Genomic DNA, 18054 nt, shown 5'->3' on the forward strand with positions numbered 1-18054 from the left:
TCTGATTAAGCGATTAAAAAGGAGTGAGTGCTTTGGCCAAAGCAAAGCCGGCTGAATTTCACGGGATTCTTTTATATACAAAAGCCTACCGTGAACGTGATTTGCTGATAAAGTTTCTCACTAGGGAATTTGGCAAAAAAATGTTTTTGGTACATGGTGCTAAACGACCAAAATTTCGAATGCGGGCGGCTATTTTGCCGTTTACGTATGGCACATATTTTGGTGATCTAAAGGCTGACGGATTAAGTTATCTTAATAATTATAAGGGAATTGATCATTTCCAGGGAATCACAGCTGATATTACGAAAAACGCTTATGCAACTTACGTAATGGCATTACTCGATTTGGCTTTTGAAGACGGCATCCGTATTCCCAAATGGTATGATCAGTTACTGACAGGCCTTAAGTTAATTGATGAAGGGTTTGACGAAGCGATTATCACCAATATTTTTGAAATCCAATTATTGGCGGCCTTTGGAGTTGAACCCAACTGGGTGGACTGTTCAATTTGCCATCGTCGTGACTTACCATTTGACTATTCAGAAGCTTATGGCGGTTTGATATGTCAAAATCACTTTGATCGAGACCCATACCGATTGCATCTTGACCAAAAAACGATTTACTTTTTAAGATTATTTTCAGTTGTGGATTTAACCAAGCTGACACACATCAAGGTAAGTCAGGCGACCAAAAAATCGCTTCGGCGAGTTATTGATCAACTTTATACGCGTTCGGTAGGTGTGATTCCAAAGAGCAAACGATTTATTGACCAGTTAGATAAATTCAAGCTTTAGCCAGATCGGTCGTTGACATTCAAGACTATCTCAACTAAGATTATTTTGAGTTGAATATTTTCGGTAATGAGAAAAGAAATGCATCATGGGTTGTTTTCAACGAAATCGGGATAGTGAAAGCCGATTAAGAACCAATGATGATAATGGCACTTTTTGAACCGAGTAAATGAAGTGCTGGCATCAGGCCAGAAATAGGGTGGAACCGCGAAAACCATCGTCCCTATGTTTAAGTGGCGAATTGGACGTCACTAAACGTAGGGACTTTTTGTGTGAAAAAATGAGGAGGAATTCAAATGGCTGAAAAATTATCAGTTCAAGAGATCATATTAAGATTGCAGCAATACTGGTCTGCTCAGGGATGCATGCTGATGCAGGCTTACGACACTGAGAAGGGTGCCGGTACAATGAGTCCGTACACTTTTTTACGAGCAATCGGACCGGAACCATGGAATGCCGCTTACGTTGAGCCCTCAAGACGGCCAGCAGATGGTCGGTACGGTGAGAACCCCAACCGACTTTATCAACACCATCAGTTTCAAGTTATCATGAAACCATCACCGGAAAATATCCAAGATTTGTACTTAAACAGTTTAAAGGAATTAGGCATCAATCCTTTGGAACATGATATTCGTTTCGTCGAAGACAACTGGGAAAATCCATCTATGGGTTGTGCCGGTGTCGGTTGGGAAGTCTGGTTGGACGGAATGGAAATTACCCAATTTACTTATTTTCAGATTGTTGGCGGTCTTGAAATGGACCCAGTAGCTTCTGAAATTACCTATGGTTTGGAACGGTTGTCCTCTTACATTCAAAACGTCAACTCAGTTTTTGATTTGGAATGGTCAGATGGCGTTCTCTATGGTGATATTTTCAAAGAACCTGAATATGAACATTCAAAATACAGCTTTGAGGAAAGCGATCAGGAAATGTTGCTGAACCTCTTCAATGATTATGAGCATGAGGCAAAACGTCTATTGAAGCAAAATCTAGTCCATCCTGCTTACGATTACATTTTGAAGTGTAGTCACACATTTAACTTACTGGATGCCCGTGGTGCTGTTTCAGTAACTGAACGAGCCGGCTATTTATCAAGAATCCGAAATCTGGCTCGTGGGGTTGCAAAGGAATTTGTGGCAGCTAGACGAAAACTGGGCTTTCCACTGATTAAGGACGAAAAGAAACGTCAAGCTTTATTGAAAGACGCAGAGGAGGAAAAATAATGTCGAATCATTTCTTATTGGAGATTGGGCTCGAAGAAATTCCTGCTCACGTTGTGACACCAAGTATTAACCAGTTGAAGAAGCGGGCTGGCGACTATTTAAAGAGCCAACGAATTACATTTGATCAAATTAAAACTTTTAGTACGCCAAGACGGCTAGCTTTACTAATTACCGGATTAGCCGATAAACAACCTGATATTGACAAGTCCGTTAAAGGTCCCGCCAAAAAGATCGCGATGGATGCTGATGGTAATTGGACGAAAGCTGCAATTGGTTTTTCTCGTGGCCAGGGTGCCACAACTGATGACATTACGTTTAAAGCGGTCAAAGGGACTGACTATGTTTTTGTTGAGAAGCATATTGCCGGTCAACCACTGGCTGAAATCTTAACAGGCATGAAGGATGTTGTCACATCAATGACTTTCCCGACAATGATGAAATGGGCCGACTATTCCTTTGAGTATGTTCGACCGATTAAATGGTTAGTGGCGCTTTTGAATGATGAGGTGATTCCTTTCAGCATCTTGGACGTGACCACTGATCGGGTGACCTCCGGCCATCGATTCTTGGGTCAGGACATTGAGTTGGCAAATGCTGATGAGTATGAAGAAAAATTAACCCAGCAGTTTGTCATTGCCGACGCCGAAAAACGAAAACAGTTAATTTTAAAACAGATCCAACAACTGGCCGATGAGCATGACTGGGTTGTTAAGCCAGATCCCGATTTATTGGAAGAAGTCAATAATCTGGTTGAATGGCCGACTGCTTTTGCCGGTAACTTTGATGAAAAATATTTAAAAATTCCTGATGAAGTTTTAATTACGTCAATGAAAGATCACCAGCGTTTCTTCTACGTAACGGATAATCAGGGAACCCTATTACCGCATTTCGTTTCAGTCCGTAATGGAAATGATCATGATTTGGCAAATGTGATTGCTGGAAATGAAAAAGTGTTAACAGCGCGTCTCGAAGATGCCATGTTTTTCTACGAAGAAGATCAAAAGAAAACAATTGCTGATGATGTCAATCGGCTTAAAAAGGTCAGCTTTCATGATAAGATTTCGACGATGTATGATAAAATGCAACGGGTTCAGGTTATTTCAAATTACCTCGGTAAACAACTTGATTTCTCTTCAAAAGAACTAGCCGAAGAACAGCGGGCGGCTGAGATTTATAAGTTTGATCTGGTAACGGGGATGGTTGGTGAATTTGCCGAATTACAAGGTGTGATGGGTGAAAAATATGCCTTATTAAACGGTGAAGATCCAGTCGTTGCTCGAGCGATTTCTGAACACTATATGCCAATTTCGGCTAATGGTGATTTACCGGCTTCAAGGGTCGGGGCGTTATTAGCCATCTCGGATAAGTTGGATAGCATTCTTACCTTTTTCGCAGCTGGGATGGTACCTAGCGGTTCAAATGATCCATACGCATTACGCCGACAAGCCACTGGAATCGTTAGAATTGTCGCAGATCAAAATTGGAATTTTGATTTGGTGAAGACACTACAATCGATTATCAACTTACAAACTGAAAAACAGGTGGCACCAGACTTGGATCAAGCTAGTCAAATTGGCGCGGTTAGCGACTTCATCAAGGATCGAATTAAACAGTACCTTGACGATTTGGGCATTCGCTACGACATTTCTGATGCGGTTACATCAGGGTCGCAAACCGATATTCTATTTAATATTTCAAGTGGTCAGGTTTTACAGGCGCACAAAGATGATGCTGATTTTAAAGAGATCATTGAATCCCTTACTCGAGTTTTACGGATTTCCCAGAAGGGGCAATTTGCTGATACTGACCTAAAAGTTGACAAGACGCTTTTTGAAAATGATACCGAAAAGACACTCAATCAGCGGGTTGATGCCATTCGTGACGGGTATAATAAAGTATCTGCCGCTGAAGATTTTAAGCGTCTCTCGGGATTAAAAGATGCCATCAATGCTTATTTTGACGCAACGATGGTGATGGCAAAAGATGAAAAATTAAGAGATAATCATTTACGTCAATTAACATTGATTTCCAAATTAATTCTACATTTAGGTGATTTGGATCGATTAGTGGTTAAGGGCTGAAACTCCCTTAATTGGCCAAAAATCGGCCTTAAGTATTTTCAATAAGCAGGGTCATTTGTTTGTACAATTGTGTTAACTATGATAGTATAAACTATGTATCGCCAGCAGATGAAGTCGCACTTTTTTGGTGCGACTTTTTGCGGGTATTAACGCCGGCTTAGAGATGGGAGGCGGATAATTATTGAAGATCCCAGAAAATGTGATTGAACAGGTGAGATCACAAGTTGATATTGTTGATGTGGTTTCTCAGTATGTTCAGCTTAAACAATCAGGGAAAAACCTTTTTGGACTTTGCCCGTTCCACGAAGAACGGACCCCGTCTTTCTCAGTCAATGAAGAAAAACAAATTTTTTATTGTTTTAGTTGTGGCCGTGGTGGTAACGTTTTTAAATTTTTGATGGAAATTGAAAATCTGTCTTTTCCTGAAGCCGTTAAAAAAGCTGCCGAAATGGCTCATTTAGATGTCGATGATAAGTATTTTGCCGATGCCGGCCCGGTTAACCGGGAAACTTCTGAGCAAAAGCAGTTAGTCGATTTACATGAACAGGCGGTTAAGCTTTACCACCACATTTTGGTTAATACCAAAATGGGACGACCGGCATTAGATTATTTGCGCAAACGTGGTGTGAATGACGATACCATTGAGACTTATCAGCTGGGCTATGCGCCACAGACCAGATTATTGAAACCGTTTTTTGATCAGCGTCAGATTGATTATCAATTGTTGCGAAAATCCGGCTTATTTTCTGAAGATCAGGAAGGACACCTTCGTGATCGGTTTATTGATCGGGTGATGTATCCGATTCGAAATGCCAGTGGCCAGCCGGTTGCCTTTTCAGGCCGCCTGGTTACTAAAAACGTTGATTTGCCGAAATATTTAAATAGTCCGGAAACTGAATTATTTAACAAACGAAAGATTTTATTCAACTTGGACTTGGCTCGGCCAAATATTCGAAGCAAACAGCCAGCTCTGTTATTTGAAGGATTTATGGATGTTATTTCGGCTTATCAAAGTGGCATTAAAAATGGGATTGCGTCAATGGGCACAAGTTTAACTGAACAGCAAATTTATGATATTCAGCGAATTACGCGGGAAGTGATTATTTGCTACGACGGTGATGCTCCAGGACAAAAGGCAATCCGACGAGCAATCGATGCGTTCAATCAAACAAATCACCAATTGAACTTAAAGGTGGTTTCAATTCCAGATGGGATGGATCCTGATGAGTTCATTCGTCATCGTGGCGCTGACCAATTTAAAGCGTTACTTGAGCATGCCCAATCACCAATTGAATTTGAATTGACATTTTTAAAAAACCAAGCTAATCTCAAATCGGAAGCAGGGCAAGCGGCTTATATTTCGGATGCTTTAAAATTAATCAGCTCGGTTCCTTCCGAAATTTCAAGAAATCTTTACTTGAATCATTTAGCTGAAGAATTTGAAATTGATAAACAGGTGCTTAAGAAGCAATTGGTCCCATTAGTTCGAAAAGTGGTTACTAAGCGGCCTGCAAAAGCACGCCAGCCTCAGCTACCTTCACCAACTAGTCCATCTTTGCAAAAGCGAGACAAGGTAACAGTTGCTCAAATGCAATTGCTTAATCGGATGTTGCACAATCGTGATGTTTGGCTTAAAGTAAAGGGGATCTCAGGATTCTCATTTGTTGATGAGCAATATCAAATGTTATATTTATTAGCTGAAGCGTATTTTAATGATTACGATGATTATAACGTAGCAACTTTTAGTAATATGATTACGGAAGATTCACTTCAGAGTTTATTAATCGAAGTCGATGAAATGGATTTGCCAAAGGAGCCTTCGCCAGTGGAGATTGATAATGATCTGGACATAATTATGAAGAAGGCGCCGGTTGAAACAAAAATTAAGAAAAAGAAGTCAGAATTAAAGCAGGCAGCCAAAATTGGTGATGTGGACAAGCAGCGTCAATTAATGGTTGAATTGTTAAAGCTTGAACAGCAAAAGAGAACAAAGGAACAAGTCTAACTTCGGGAGGCATTTTGATGGCTAACAAAAAAACGAATAATGCAAAGGTTGTTAAAAAAGCAACGGTTACTGGCACACAAGCCACTGCAGCCAAGAAAACACAAAAGCCTTACAAGAAGGTATTTGATCAAATCGTTAAGGATAATAAACCAATTGGCCATATCACTTACGATGAACTCCAGGAGAAAATTGAAAAACCATATTCTTTAGATAAGAAAGAAATGGAAGAGTTACTTGAAAATGTTGAAGATTCTGGCATTAGCGTGGTGGATGACCATGGGGAACCCGATCCGCGGGCAATTGATGCTGCTAAGAAAGTAACTAAGAAGGAGCTTTCCGACGTTTCTGCGCCGACGGGCGTTAAAATTAACGACCCGGTTCGGATGTATTTAAAGGAAATCGGTCGGGTCTCTCTTTTAAGTGCTGATGAAGAAATTAAGCTTGCTAAGCGAATTGAGGCAGGCGACGAAGAGGCCAAGCAAGAATTAGCAGAAGCCAATTTGCGATTGGTTGTGTCAATTGCCAAGCGTTATGTTGGTCGTGGCATGCAATTCTTGGATTTAATTCAAGAAGGCAACATGGGCTTGATGAAGGCCGTTGAAAAATTTGACTATCGAAAAGGTTTCAAATTTTCAACTTATGCAACTTGGTGGATTCGTCAAGCCATTACCCGAGCAATCGCCGACCAAGCGCGAACCATTCGAATTCCGGTTCATATGGTTGAAACAATTAACAAATTGATTCGAATTCAGCGTCAATTACTTCAGGATTTGGGGCGTGAACCACTTCCTGAGGAAATTGGAGCCGAAATGGATATGCCAACGGAAAAGGTTCGTGAAATCTTAAAGATTGCTCAAGAACCCGTTTCACTTGAAACCCCAATTGGTGAGGAGGATGATTCTCATCTAGGCGATTTCATTGAAGACCAGGACGCAACATCACCTGCTGATCATGCCGCTTATGAGCTTCTCAAAGAACAACTTGAGAGCGTTCTGGATACGTTAACTGATCGTGAAGAAAACGTACTACGATTACGTTTTGGGTTAGATGATGGTCGAACCCGCACTTTGGAAGAAGTCGGTAAGGTTTTCGGTGTCACACGTGAACGAATTCGTCAAATTGAAGCCAAAGCGTTGAGAAAACTGCGACATCCTTCCAGAAGCAAGCAGTTAAAGGATTTCTTAGAGTAATTAAATGGATGAATGCTGAAAAACAACCAGTATAAGATCGTTTTGATTTTATACTGGCTGTTTTTTTGCGATTAGATAAATTATAATAAAGACATTAAGGAATTAAGGAGAAAACCATGAATGGGACGCATCTTTCTAAACGTTTACAGACCGTCAGTGATCACGTTGAACCCGGCAGTCGCTTGGCAGATATTGGCTCCGATCATGCATATTTGCCGATTTACTTAGCTAAGCATAAAGTAATTGACTATGGTGTTGCGGGTGAGGTTGCTAAGGGCCCGCTCTCAAATGCGACTAAGGAAATTACAAAGGAAGGGCTTTTAACGATTCTACATCCCAGGTTGGCAGATGGACTTTCAGCCATTCAGCCTCAAGATCAAATTGATACCATTACAATTGCTGGAATGGGTGGTATTTTGATAAGTGATATTTTGGAAAATGGTCAGGCTAGGCTTTCTGGTCGTGAAAAGCTGATTTTACAACCTAATGTTGGTGAAGTCGTTGTTCGACGTTGGTTAATGACCCATCATTATCAGATAAAGGCTGAACAAATTTTAGAAGAAGACGGGCATATCTATGAAGTGATTACAGCTGTCAAATCAGCTCGATTGATCCATTATTCAGCAAAACAACTTAGATTCGGCCCATATCTGTTGGCTGAAAAGTCGCCTATTTTCATTACTAAGTGGCTGGAAGAATGTCGTCAATTACAACGGGTTGTAACTAATATGAGACGGGCGGCTCACGAAGATACGTTAAAAATTCAGGAAATCGAACAACAAATTCAAGAGATCGATGAGGTGGTTAATCGTGAAGGGTAAAGACTTGGTGCAGCGATTTGAAAAATTTGCACCAAAAAAGTTGGCCATGGAAGGGGACCCAATTGGGCTGCAAATTGGATCCTTAGATCAAGAAGTTCACCGGGTGATGACAACCTTGGATGTTCGGCCGGAAGTGGTTGACGAAGCAATTGAGAAGAAAGCTGATTTTATCTTTGCACATCATCCAGTCATGTTTCATCCGGCCAAAAATTTAGATTACGCTGATCCTCAAAATGCAATGTATGCTAAAATTATTCAACATGGCATTACAGTCTATGCGGCACATACAAACTTGGACACCGCTGACGGTGGGATGAACGATTGGTTGGCAGACGAGCTCAGCCTGACCAATGTCCGGGGCCTGGTCCCAGAATATGCAGCACCGGTCTTCAGACTAACCGTAACCGTTCCTAAGGTCTATGCCACTGCTGTTCGAATGTCTTTGGTTGACGCTGGCGCCGAGATTAACGAGGGTCAATACACTGGCTATACTTACGAAATGGACGGGACCGTTTATTACGTGCCCCAACCAGGTGCGGATCCAACAATCGGGGTAGCCGGCGAGCCAACCGAACTTGAGGACTCAAGGCTTGAATTTGAAGTGCCGGAGATCAATTTGCCACAAGTTTTGAAAACTTTAAAAGATGTTCACCCGCTTTCACAGCCGTTGTATAATATTATTCGTTTGGAAGATAAAAAGCATCACTATACAATGGGGCGGGTTGGTGAGTTAAGTGAGCCTATGCGACTGGAGTCATTTGCTAAAAGGTGCAAATCCGTTTTTCATATTTCAGGGTTAAGGGTGATTGCCAACGATTTATATCGTCAAATTAAAACCGTTGCTATTTTGGGCGGTGATGGTGGTCAATTTTATAAGTTGGCCCAACAGGCAGGAGCTGATGTATATGTAACCGGTGACGTCTACTACCATACGGGTCATGATATGTTGGCTGCTGATATGCCGGTAGTTGATCCTGGCCACCATATTGAAAGTATTTGCATTTCCAAACTGGCTAAATTGTTTAAACAGTGGGCTCAAGAAAATCATTGGGACCTTTCGGTTGTTGAATCAACTCATAATACGGATCCGTTTACATTTTTATAATGATCAATCAATAAACTAAAGGGGTGGCTTTAAATTGGCAAAATATCCAGAATTAATTTCAAATTTTTTGAAGTTTGTCAAAATTAACACGCGCTCAGATCCTAACTCAAATACAGTTCCATCGGCTGATCGTGAGACGGCGTTCTTAAATATGTTAAAAGACTTATTAACAAAAATGGGGTTAAGCAATGTTCATACGAATAAACAGAGTGCTTACGTGTTTGCGACACTTCCGGCCAACACTGAGCAAAAAGCCGCAACCGTTGGCTTCATTTCGCATATTGACACGGCAGACTTTAATGCTGACCATGTTAATCCTCAAATAGTTGAAAATTATGATGGGCAATCGGTGATTCCACTGGATAGAAATGGTGAATATACGTTGGATTTCAAGACGTTTCCGAGTTTGAAAAAATATCGTGGCCAAACCCTGATTACAACGGACGGCAACACCCTCTTAGGAGCAGATGACAAGGCGGGAGTTGCCGAGATTATTTCGGCAATTGCTTACTTGCAAGCCCATCCCGATATTAAGCACGGTACCATCAAAGTTGGCTTTGGTCCGGATGAAGAAATCGGAACGAGCGCTGATCACTTTGATGTCGCGGATTTTGGAGCCGATTTTGCTTATACAGTTGATGGCGGCCCATTAGGCGATTTAAATTATGAGACCTTTAATGCGGCGGAGGCAAAAGTTTCAATCAAAGGAACCGATGTCCATCCAGCTGAAGCCAAAGGGGTGATGGTGAATGCAATCCAGTTAGGCATGGATTTTCACGCGGCATTGCCAGAATATGACCGGCCGGAACGGACAGCTGGCAGACAAGGATTTTATCACATTTACGATTTTCAAGGCAGCGTTGACCACGCCAATCTGACTTACATTATTCGGGATCATGACCGAGATCGTTTCGAAGCGCGTAAACGCCTTTTTGAGGGAATTGCCGATCAAATGAACAAAGACCTCGGTGAAAAACGGCTGACCGTTAAAATGAAAGATCAATATTACAATATGGGTGAAATTATTACGAAGGATCCAACGGTGGTCAAATTGGCTGAGCAGGCAATGAAAAATGTTGATGTCACGCCTCACATTTTTGCCGTTCGTGGCGGCACTGACGGCTCCAAGATTTCGTATATGGGCTTACCAACCCCCAATCTTTTTGCTGGCGGTGAAAACATGCACGGCCGGTTTGAATATGTTTCTGAACAAACGATGGTGAAGGCCACGGATGTCCTGATTGAAATTGTTAAATTAATCTTACAAAAATAATTGGTCAAAAAAGGTCAAATTATTGTTAACCAGTTCGAAAATTTGATACCATAATTGTAGGCGGTTTTGAAAAGAAAAATGTTTTCTTTCCAACCGCCTTCAATCGATTTTAATGATAAAAGAATGACAAGGTGATTATTTAAATGAATCCAGATAATTTAACGGAAGCAGTAACACAGGCGATCTCGCAGGCTCAGCAGATTGCCGTCACAAGAAAACAACAAAATATAACCGTGGCTCATCTATTTAAATTTTTAGTTCAGCCGGGTGAATTAGCTCGTCAAATCTATTCAGAATTAGGATTGAATTTAACTGATTTGAATGCTGAATTAGATAATGAAATAGATCAGATTGCAACGGTGACGGGTAGTAACATTACCTACGGGCAATCGCTATCCACTAATTTATATGAATTATTACAAAACGCCGAACAGATAAAAAACGAGTTTGGTGATGCTTACATTGCGGTGGATACTTTAACCATTGCAGTGATGCAACTTCATGGCGATAGCTTCACAGATTACTTATCAAAACAAGGAATTACCGAACAAAAAGTTCGCAATGTTGTTGAAAAGATTCGTGGGGGCCAAAAAGTGACGTCCAAAAATCAGGAAGACAGTTATCAGTCGCTGGAAAAATATGGGACTGATTTAGTTAAGGCTGCGCGTGATAACCAACTTGGTCCAATTATTGGCCGGGATGAGGAAATTTTGGATGTCATTAGAATTCTGTCGCGCAAAACCAAGAACAATCCAGTTTTAATTGGGGCGCCAGGCGTTGGTAAAACTGCCGTCGTTGAAGGCTTAGCATTGCGAATTGCTTCAAACGATGTGCCGGAAAATTTGAAAAATAAAACCATTTTTCAGCTAGACATGGGGTCACTAATTGCCGGCGCCAAGTATCGTGGCGAATTTGAAGAACGGCTCCAGGCTGTTTTAAAAGAAGTTAAAAAAGCTGAGGGTCAAATTATCATGTTCATCGATGAAATCCACAACATTGTCGGTGCTGGTAAGGCAGAAGGTGCGATGGATGCCGGTAATATTTTAAAGCCGATGCTGGCAAGGGGTGAACTCCACTTAATTGGTGCGACTACAATTGATGAGTATCGGAAGTATATGGAAAAGGATAAGGCCCTTGAACGACGTTTTCAGCGGGTAATGGTTCATGAACCTTCTGTTGAGGATACCATTACCATTTTGCGAGGGTTATCTGAAGGCCTGGAAATTCATCATGGGGTAAGGATTCATGACAATGCCCTGGTGGCAGCTGCCAAACTATCAGACCGCTACATTACCGATCGGAATTTGCCAGATAAGGCAATTGATCTGGTTGATGAAGCTTCCGCTGAAATTCGAGTGGAAATGAATTCCAGTCCAACTGCTTTGGATCAATCCAATCGTCAATTAATGCGCTTGGAAGTCGAAGAGGCAGCTTTAAAGCAGGAGACTGATGAAGCTTCCAAAAAACGGCTGACCGAGGTTCAAAAGCAATTGGCCAACATCAAAGAGAAAGTTAACGGCCTCAATGCTCGTTGGAAACAGGAAAAAGATGCGATTCAAAAGATTAGTGATAAGAAAAAGCAGCTTGATCAGGCACGAAACGAGTTAAAACAGGCTGAAAATAATTACGATCTTAATCAAGCAGCCGTTTTGCAGCATGGAACCATTCCGCAGTTGGAAAGTGATCTTAAAAAACTGGAAGAAAATGATCAGCACGCTGATTGGTTGGTTAGTGAATCAGTCACAGCTGATGAAATTGCTAAAGTGGTCAGTCGAGAAACCGGTATTCCAGTAACCCGATTGGTAGAAGGTGAGCGTCAAAAGTTGCTTCACTTGGCTGATAACCTCCATAAGCGGGTGATTGGTCAAAACGAAGCCGTAACGGCGGTTTCTGATGCCGTTATTCGCTCTCGAGCCGGTTTGCAGGACCCAAGTCGACCATTGGGGTCATTCCTGTTTCTGGGGCCAACAGGAGTCGGTAAGACCGAATTAGCCAAAGCGCTGGCGGAGGATCTATTTGATTCTGAAAACCACATGGTGCGAATTGATATGTCTGAATATATGGAAAAAGAATCAGTCTCCAGATTGGTTGGGGCTGCACCAGGTTATGTCGGGTATGAAGAAGGTGGTCAGTTAACCGAAGCGGTTCGGCGAAATCCTTACACGATTGTGTTATTTGATGAAATTGAAAAGGCCCATCCGGACGTCTTTAATATTTTACTTCAGGTATTAGACGATGGCCGGTTAACGGACAGTCAGGGCCGGACAGTTGATTTTAAAAATACCATTTTAATTATGACTTCCAATCTAGGATCGGATATTTTGCTGGAAGGAACGAATGAAAATGGTGTGATCTCCGACGATGCCAAAAAACAGGTTAATCAATTATTAAAAGCTTCCTTTAAGCCGGAATTTCTTAATCGAATTGATGACGTGATTATGTTCAAGCCACTTTCACGTTCCGATATTGAAAAGATTGTTCAAAAGTTAATTGATCAACTTTCTGTTCGAACTAAAGCGCAAGATATCAAATTGTCAATTTCTGACCAGGCTAAACAGTGGATTGCCCAAAATGGTTATGAGCCACAATATGGCGCGCGGCCATTACAGCGTTACGTCACTAACGTTGTGGAAACGCCCTTGGCTAAGATGATGATTGGTGAACAAATTAAACCACATAGCATTGTCCACATCAATTTGGAGAATGATCGGTTATCATTTGTCCCCGAGCAAGTAACAGCCGCCCAAGTTTAGGTGAGTCCTTTGACAAATGAATTTCTGATTTCGACAAATAATCGAACTAAGCTGACTGCGACGGTTTTTCCTGCTAAACAACCTGTCGGCATTGTTCAAGTTATTCACGGCGCTTTAGAACATCAATCTCGATATTTTGAATTTGCCGACTATCTAAGTCAACATGGTTTTGTGGTGATTACGTCGGATAATCGAGGTCACGGCAAATCCGTTTCAAGTGACGATCCCCTGGGTGTCATGCGTGATTGGCATCAGTTAATTGACGATCAAATTCGACTGAGCCGATTTATTCGAGGACAGTTTCCAGGATTGCCGTTGTTTTTGGTTGGTCATTCTTTTGGTTCAATTTTAGGCAGACTCTACCTCCAGCAGCATGACGACTTACTAAATGGTTTGATTTTAACCGGGACTGCTGATTATGTGCCCTTTGTTCCGGTGGGGTTATTTTTAGGCCAATTATATCAATTCATGCATCGTGAAATGGCACATTCCAAACTATTATCAATGCTGTCAGGGTTACCATCCGGGAATCATTCCTGGTTGAGCTATAACCAAGAAAATATTCGCAGCGTGTCAAAAGATCCGCTAATGTTGGATGAGTATCCGGTTATTAGTTTAATAACCCTATGGAAAGGTGATTATGAATTAAAACAATTTGATCATTTTCACTGCCAATCACCCAATCTGCCAATTCTTTCAATCACTGGCGATCATGACAAGTTTAGTGGTGGCCGTCGTGGGTTGGCTGATACTGTTCATTCGTTAAACCGAATTGGCTATCAAAACATCACGGTTCGGGTGATGCCACACATGAAACATGAAGTTCTTCAAGAAACCAACCGCAATCGAGTTTACGCACTCATTGAGCATTTTCTGCGTGATCATCTAAAATAACCGGTTAAAAAAACAGACCCGAGGCACTTAAAACCTGCTCGGATCTGTTTTTAATTGAGATTGTCGAGAATTATTTGGTGTATGAATCTTTGCTGACTAAGTAAATTCCATTAGTGGCAATGACCCCGACAATGGCAGCTGTAATGCCGATTTGCCACGGATTGTACGGCAAAACTTCAAGTTGATTGGCAATGTAGCCAATAATTTCACCAAAGATCAATGCCCAAAAAATAACGACAAGGTTTGAAGCAAATAATTTCATAGTTTGAGGCCTCCTGACAATCAATGGTATTTTAGCATAATTTACGAAAAAAATCACTGGGAAATATTACCAGAAAGCTGACAGGCCTAAACCAAGCGTATAAAATAAGTTAGTTGGTACTGAGATTTTGGTTCTCAGGAGTCATTGTTTGATATAATTTGATAGAAGGAGGCGTTCACCTTGACATATGTCCCATTACAAGTCATCAGTTCCTATAGCTTGCTTCAAAGTCCGATTCGGATTTCAGAATTGGTGTCCGAAGCAAAAAAACGTGGTTATCGGGCATTAGCATTGACTGATATCAACGTTATGTATGGAACGGTTGAATTTTATGATGCCTGTTTATCCGCCGATATTCAACCGATTATCGGCCTCACGCTGACTTTGCCGGGCCTGATTTTAAGCGACAATCAATACCAAATTGTTTTGCTGGCTAAAAATCAAAGTGGCTATCAAAATTTGATGAAGTTAACAACTTTAAAAAATTCGGGTGAGACTGACCTGACTTTTGATCAACTAGCAAACCAATTTAATGATTTATACGTAATTTTACCGCCATTGGCTGAAATAAATGACTTACTCCTTCAAGGAAAAGCAGCTGAGATTTCCAAACTGGTTTCTAAACTTGTTGGGTTGGGAATTTCACGCGATGACTTGAAATTTGGGGTTGATTACCATGCTTCAGGCATGTTGATTGAGATGTTAAACAAAGTCGCTGCTGATAATCAAGTTCAGTTGGTTGCTGATGCACCGGTTCAGTACTTGAATGCAGCAGACTATTTCCCTATGCAGGTATTGAAGTCAATTGATGCCGGGACGAAAATGACCAGTATTCCGGAAATGAGCCATCAAACAGGGCCCTATTTTCTGCGTCCTCGTGAGCAGGTGGAGACTCAATATCAACAACTGAACTTAAAAACAGCACTTCAAACCGTTAATGAAATAATTGAAAATTGTCACGTTGAAATTAAAAAACAGCAGCCCAAACTGCCACATTTTAAAACGCCGAATGAGCTCTCTGCCGGCCAATATTTACGCCAGTTATGTGAGGAAGGGTTAACCAAACGATTAGCTGCTAATCAAATTAAAGACACCACCCCTTATCAAAAACGTCTTGACCGGGAGCTGTCAGTCATTCATTCCATGGGATTTGACGATTATTTTTTGATCGTTTGGGATGTCATTAATTTTGCCCACCAAACGTCAATTGTGACCGGTCCCGGTCGAGGGTCGGCTGCCGGCTCGTTGGTTGCCTACACCTTATTTATTACCGATGTTGATCCAATTAAATATCATTTGCTTTTTGAACGATTTTTAAATCCTGAACGGGTCCAGATGCCGGATATTGATTTGGATATTCCGGATGATAAACGGGATGAAGTCATTCAGTATGTTCATCAGAAATATGGTCATCAGCGGGTTGCACAAATTATTACCTTTGGCACATTGGCGGCCAAACAGGCAACCAGAGATGTCGGTCGGGTTTTTGGGTTAACGCCCAGTCAACAGGATGTTTGGAGTAAAGCAATTCCAAGTGCTTTTCATATTACTTTGGCTGATGCCTATCAAAATTCTCAGCAATTAAAAAATTTGGTAGCGGACAGCGATTTGAATAAAGCGTTGTTCCAAACGGCTCAGGTACTGGAAGGACTGCCGAGGCATTATTCAACTCACGCTGCGGGTTTGGTGTTAAGTGATCATTTATTAGTCGACCTTGTGCCGCTACAGGACGGCAATGATGGCTTGTTAATGACGCAGTACTCCAAAGACTATGTTGAATCGGTTGGCTTGCTGAAAATTGATTTTTTGGGGTTACGAAATCTAACAATTTTAGCGGATGCACTTCAAGAAATCAAAGGGGCAACTGGCAAACAAATTGATGTGTCTCAAATTCCATTGGATGATGCCAAAACCCTGTCACTATTTGCTAAAGCTGAAACAGCCGGCGTTTTTCAGTTTGAATCTGCCGGTATTCGAAATGTTCTCAGACGCTTGCACCCTGAACATTTTGAAGATATTGCGCTGGTAAATGCCTTGTATCGCCCAGGTCCCATGGAAAACATTGATGAAGTGATTAAACGCAAAAACCATCAGGAAGCGATCACATTTCCAGATGATAGTCTGACCGATATCTTGAAATCAACTTACGGCGTGATTGTCTATCAGGAGCAGGTCATGCTGGTGGCCGCTAAAATGGCCGGCTTCTCACTTGGTCAAGCTGATATCCTCAGGCGGGCAATGAGCAAAAAGAAACTTAAAGTCATGGATCGAATGAAAAGCTTGTTTCTAACCGGTGCTAAAAAAAACGGGCACGCCAAACCGGTTGCTGAAAAAGTCTTTAACTATATTGAAAAATTTGCCAATTATGGTTTCAATAAATCTCACGCGGTTGCTTATAGCAAAATGGCTTATGAATTAGCTTATCTTAAAACTTACTTTCCTGGTGAGTTTCACGTGGCGTTATTAAATTCAGTTCAAAACAGTGCTGTTAAAGTTAAAGAGTATTTGATGGATGCCAAGTCAATGGGGGTTAAGGTGGCAGCTCCGGATATTAATAGGAGCCGGGCCAACTTTTCTTATCAAGAACAGCAAATTGTTTTTGGCTTATCGTCAATTAAAGGTATTCGACGGGATATGGTTGCCGATATTTTAAGTGAACGGCAGCAAAACGGCAATTTTAAATCGTTCCCCAATTTACTGAGTCGCTTACCGTCTAAATATCGTAAGCCTGAATTAATTGATGCCTTGATTTACGCCGGCGCGCTTGATCAATTTCCATATAATCGAGCCGAATTGCTTGCAGCTACCCCAGAATTCATCAGTTCAATTGAACTAAGCGGCAATTCGGTAAGCCTTTTCAAAGCGTTGGAGCCAAGTGTCCCAAGAAAACCGGAAATGCCGTTAATGCAACGCCTTGAAAAGGAAAATGATTATTTGGGCGCCTACCTGTCCGGTCATCCTGTGGAACGGTTTGCCGCTTTGAGAAAACGATTAAATGCCAAGCCGGTGACGCAACTGGTTGTGGGAATGAACCAGGTCTTTTTGATTCTATATCTTACGAAGGTGAAAATTATTCGGACTAAAACAGGCAAACAAATGGCCTTTTTGGATGGTAATGATGAAACTGGTGAGCTGTCAGTTACGGTCTTCCCCAATCTGTTTACCAATGTTTCATCGTGGCTTCACAAGGATATGGTGATTGTCGTTAGGGGCAGGGTCGAAAAACAGCAAACCATCCAAATGGTGGCGGAGACACTTCAACCTGCCGAGAATCTTGCGAGAAAAATGACGGCTGTCAGCCATCAGCCCCATTGGTATTTACGCATTGATGCCAATCATGATAAAAATCAAATTTTTCACAAACTAACGGCATTAAGTGCTCAATATCAAGGATCAATCTCACTGGTCATTCATGAAAGTACTTCCGCCAAAACCTGGATTCTGGGAAATCAATTTAATTTAAAGCAGGGAGATCAGGTTAAAGATAAATTAATCACAATTTTTGGTCAAAATAATGTTGTTTATAAGTAATTTTCAAGATAGATAAACAATTTTAGTAAAGGCTTACATTATCGTTATGCCTGTCTTTTCGTCGTCTAAACTGAGTTAAGTGCATCAGGATTGTTTAAAATATTCGGCGACATAACCCGAAAAAA

At 41.4% G+C, this 18054-nt stretch carries 12 protein-coding genes; 11 read left to right on the top strand and 1 reads right to left on the bottom strand.

What is annotated here, in order from left to right; translation table 11 throughout:
- Positions 1 to 23 precede the first annotated feature (23 nt).
- The 10 genes from recO (at position 24) to ED605_RS02975 (ending at position 14136) form a co-directional block, all read left to right on the top strand.
- Complete coding sequence (recO, locus tag ED605_RS02930; RefSeq protein ID WP_121977422.1) at positions 24 to 794, top strand: DNA repair protein RecO; 771 nt, start codon at positions 24 to 26, stop codon at positions 792 to 794.
- 293 nt (positions 795 to 1087) lie between these two features.
- Positions 1088 to 2014, top strand: coding sequence for a glycine--tRNA ligase subunit alpha (gene glyQ, locus ED605_RS02935; protein ID WP_121977423.1), 927 nt, complete (start codon positions 1088 to 1090; stop codon positions 2012 to 2014).
- Positions 2014 to 4095, top strand: a complete 2082-nt coding sequence (gene glyS / locus ED605_RS02940) for a glycine--tRNA ligase subunit beta (protein WP_121977424.1) — start codon at positions 2014 to 2016, stop codon at positions 4093 to 4095. The genes glyQ and glyS overlap by 1 nt, the downstream gene beginning before the upstream one ends.
- 181 nt (positions 4096 to 4276) lie before the next feature.
- Complete coding sequence (gene dnaG / locus ED605_RS02945; RefSeq protein ID WP_121977425.1) at positions 4277 to 6100, top strand: DNA primase; 1824 nt, start codon at positions 4277 to 4279, stop codon at positions 6098 to 6100.
- A gap of 17 nt (positions 6101 to 6117) precedes the next feature.
- Positions 6118 to 7290: an RNA polymerase sigma factor RpoD gene (gene rpoD / locus ED605_RS02950; protein WP_121977426.1), complete on the top strand. Its 1173-nt coding sequence runs from the start codon at positions 6118 to 6120 to the stop codon at positions 7288 to 7290.
- Positions 7291 to 7406: 116 nt separating this feature from the next.
- On the top strand, positions 7407 to 8111 hold the full coding sequence (locus ED605_RS02955; protein WP_121977427.1) for a tRNA (adenine(22)-N(1))-methyltransferase: 705 nt from the start codon (positions 7407 to 7409) through the stop codon (positions 8109 to 8111).
- The gene (locus ED605_RS02960; RefSeq protein ID WP_121977428.1) at positions 8101 to 9216 is read left to right on the top strand and encodes a Nif3-like dinuclear metal center hexameric protein; all 1116 of its coding nucleotides are present in this window, start codon (positions 8101 to 8103) and stop codon (positions 9214 to 9216) included. The genes ED605_RS02955 and ED605_RS02960 overlap by 11 nt, the downstream gene beginning before the upstream one ends.
- A 34-nt stretch (positions 9217 to 9250) precedes the next feature.
- Complete coding sequence (pepT, locus tag ED605_RS02965) at positions 9251 to 10489, top strand: peptidase T (protein WP_121977429.1); 1239 nt, start codon at positions 9251 to 9253, stop codon at positions 10487 to 10489.
- Positions 10490 to 10632: 143 nt separating this feature from the next.
- The gene (clpB, locus tag ED605_RS02970; protein WP_121977430.1) at positions 10633 to 13242 is read left to right on the top strand and encodes an ATP-dependent chaperone ClpB; all 2610 of its coding nucleotides are present in this window, start codon (positions 10633 to 10635) and stop codon (positions 13240 to 13242) included.
- Positions 13243 to 13251: 9 nt separating this feature from the next.
- Positions 13252 to 14136, top strand: a complete 885-nt coding sequence (locus ED605_RS02975) for an alpha/beta fold hydrolase (protein ID WP_121977431.1) — start codon at positions 13252 to 13254, stop codon at positions 14134 to 14136.
- A gap of 70 nt (positions 14137 to 14206) precedes the next feature.
- On the opposite strand, the gene ED605_RS02980 is transcribed toward ED605_RS02975, so the two are convergent.
- Entirely contained in the window at positions 14207 to 14398 is a 192-nt protein-coding gene (locus ED605_RS02980; RefSeq protein WP_191981332.1) for a YjzD family protein, read from the bottom strand.
- A gap of 180 nt (positions 14399 to 14578) precedes the next feature.
- Here ED605_RS02980 and dnaE point away from each other — a divergent pair, with 180 nt between their 5' ends.
- Positions 14579 to 17929, top strand: a complete 3351-nt coding sequence (gene dnaE, locus ED605_RS02985; RefSeq protein WP_121977433.1) for a DNA polymerase III subunit alpha — start codon at positions 14579 to 14581, stop codon at positions 17927 to 17929.
- The last annotated feature ends 125 nt before the right edge of the window (positions 17930 to 18054 follow it).

The sequence above is a fragment of the Lentilactobacillus raoultii genome, from assembly GCF_900411375.1.
Classification (GTDB): Bacteria; Bacillota; Bacilli; order Lactobacillales; family Lactobacillaceae; genus Lentilactobacillus; species Lentilactobacillus raoultii.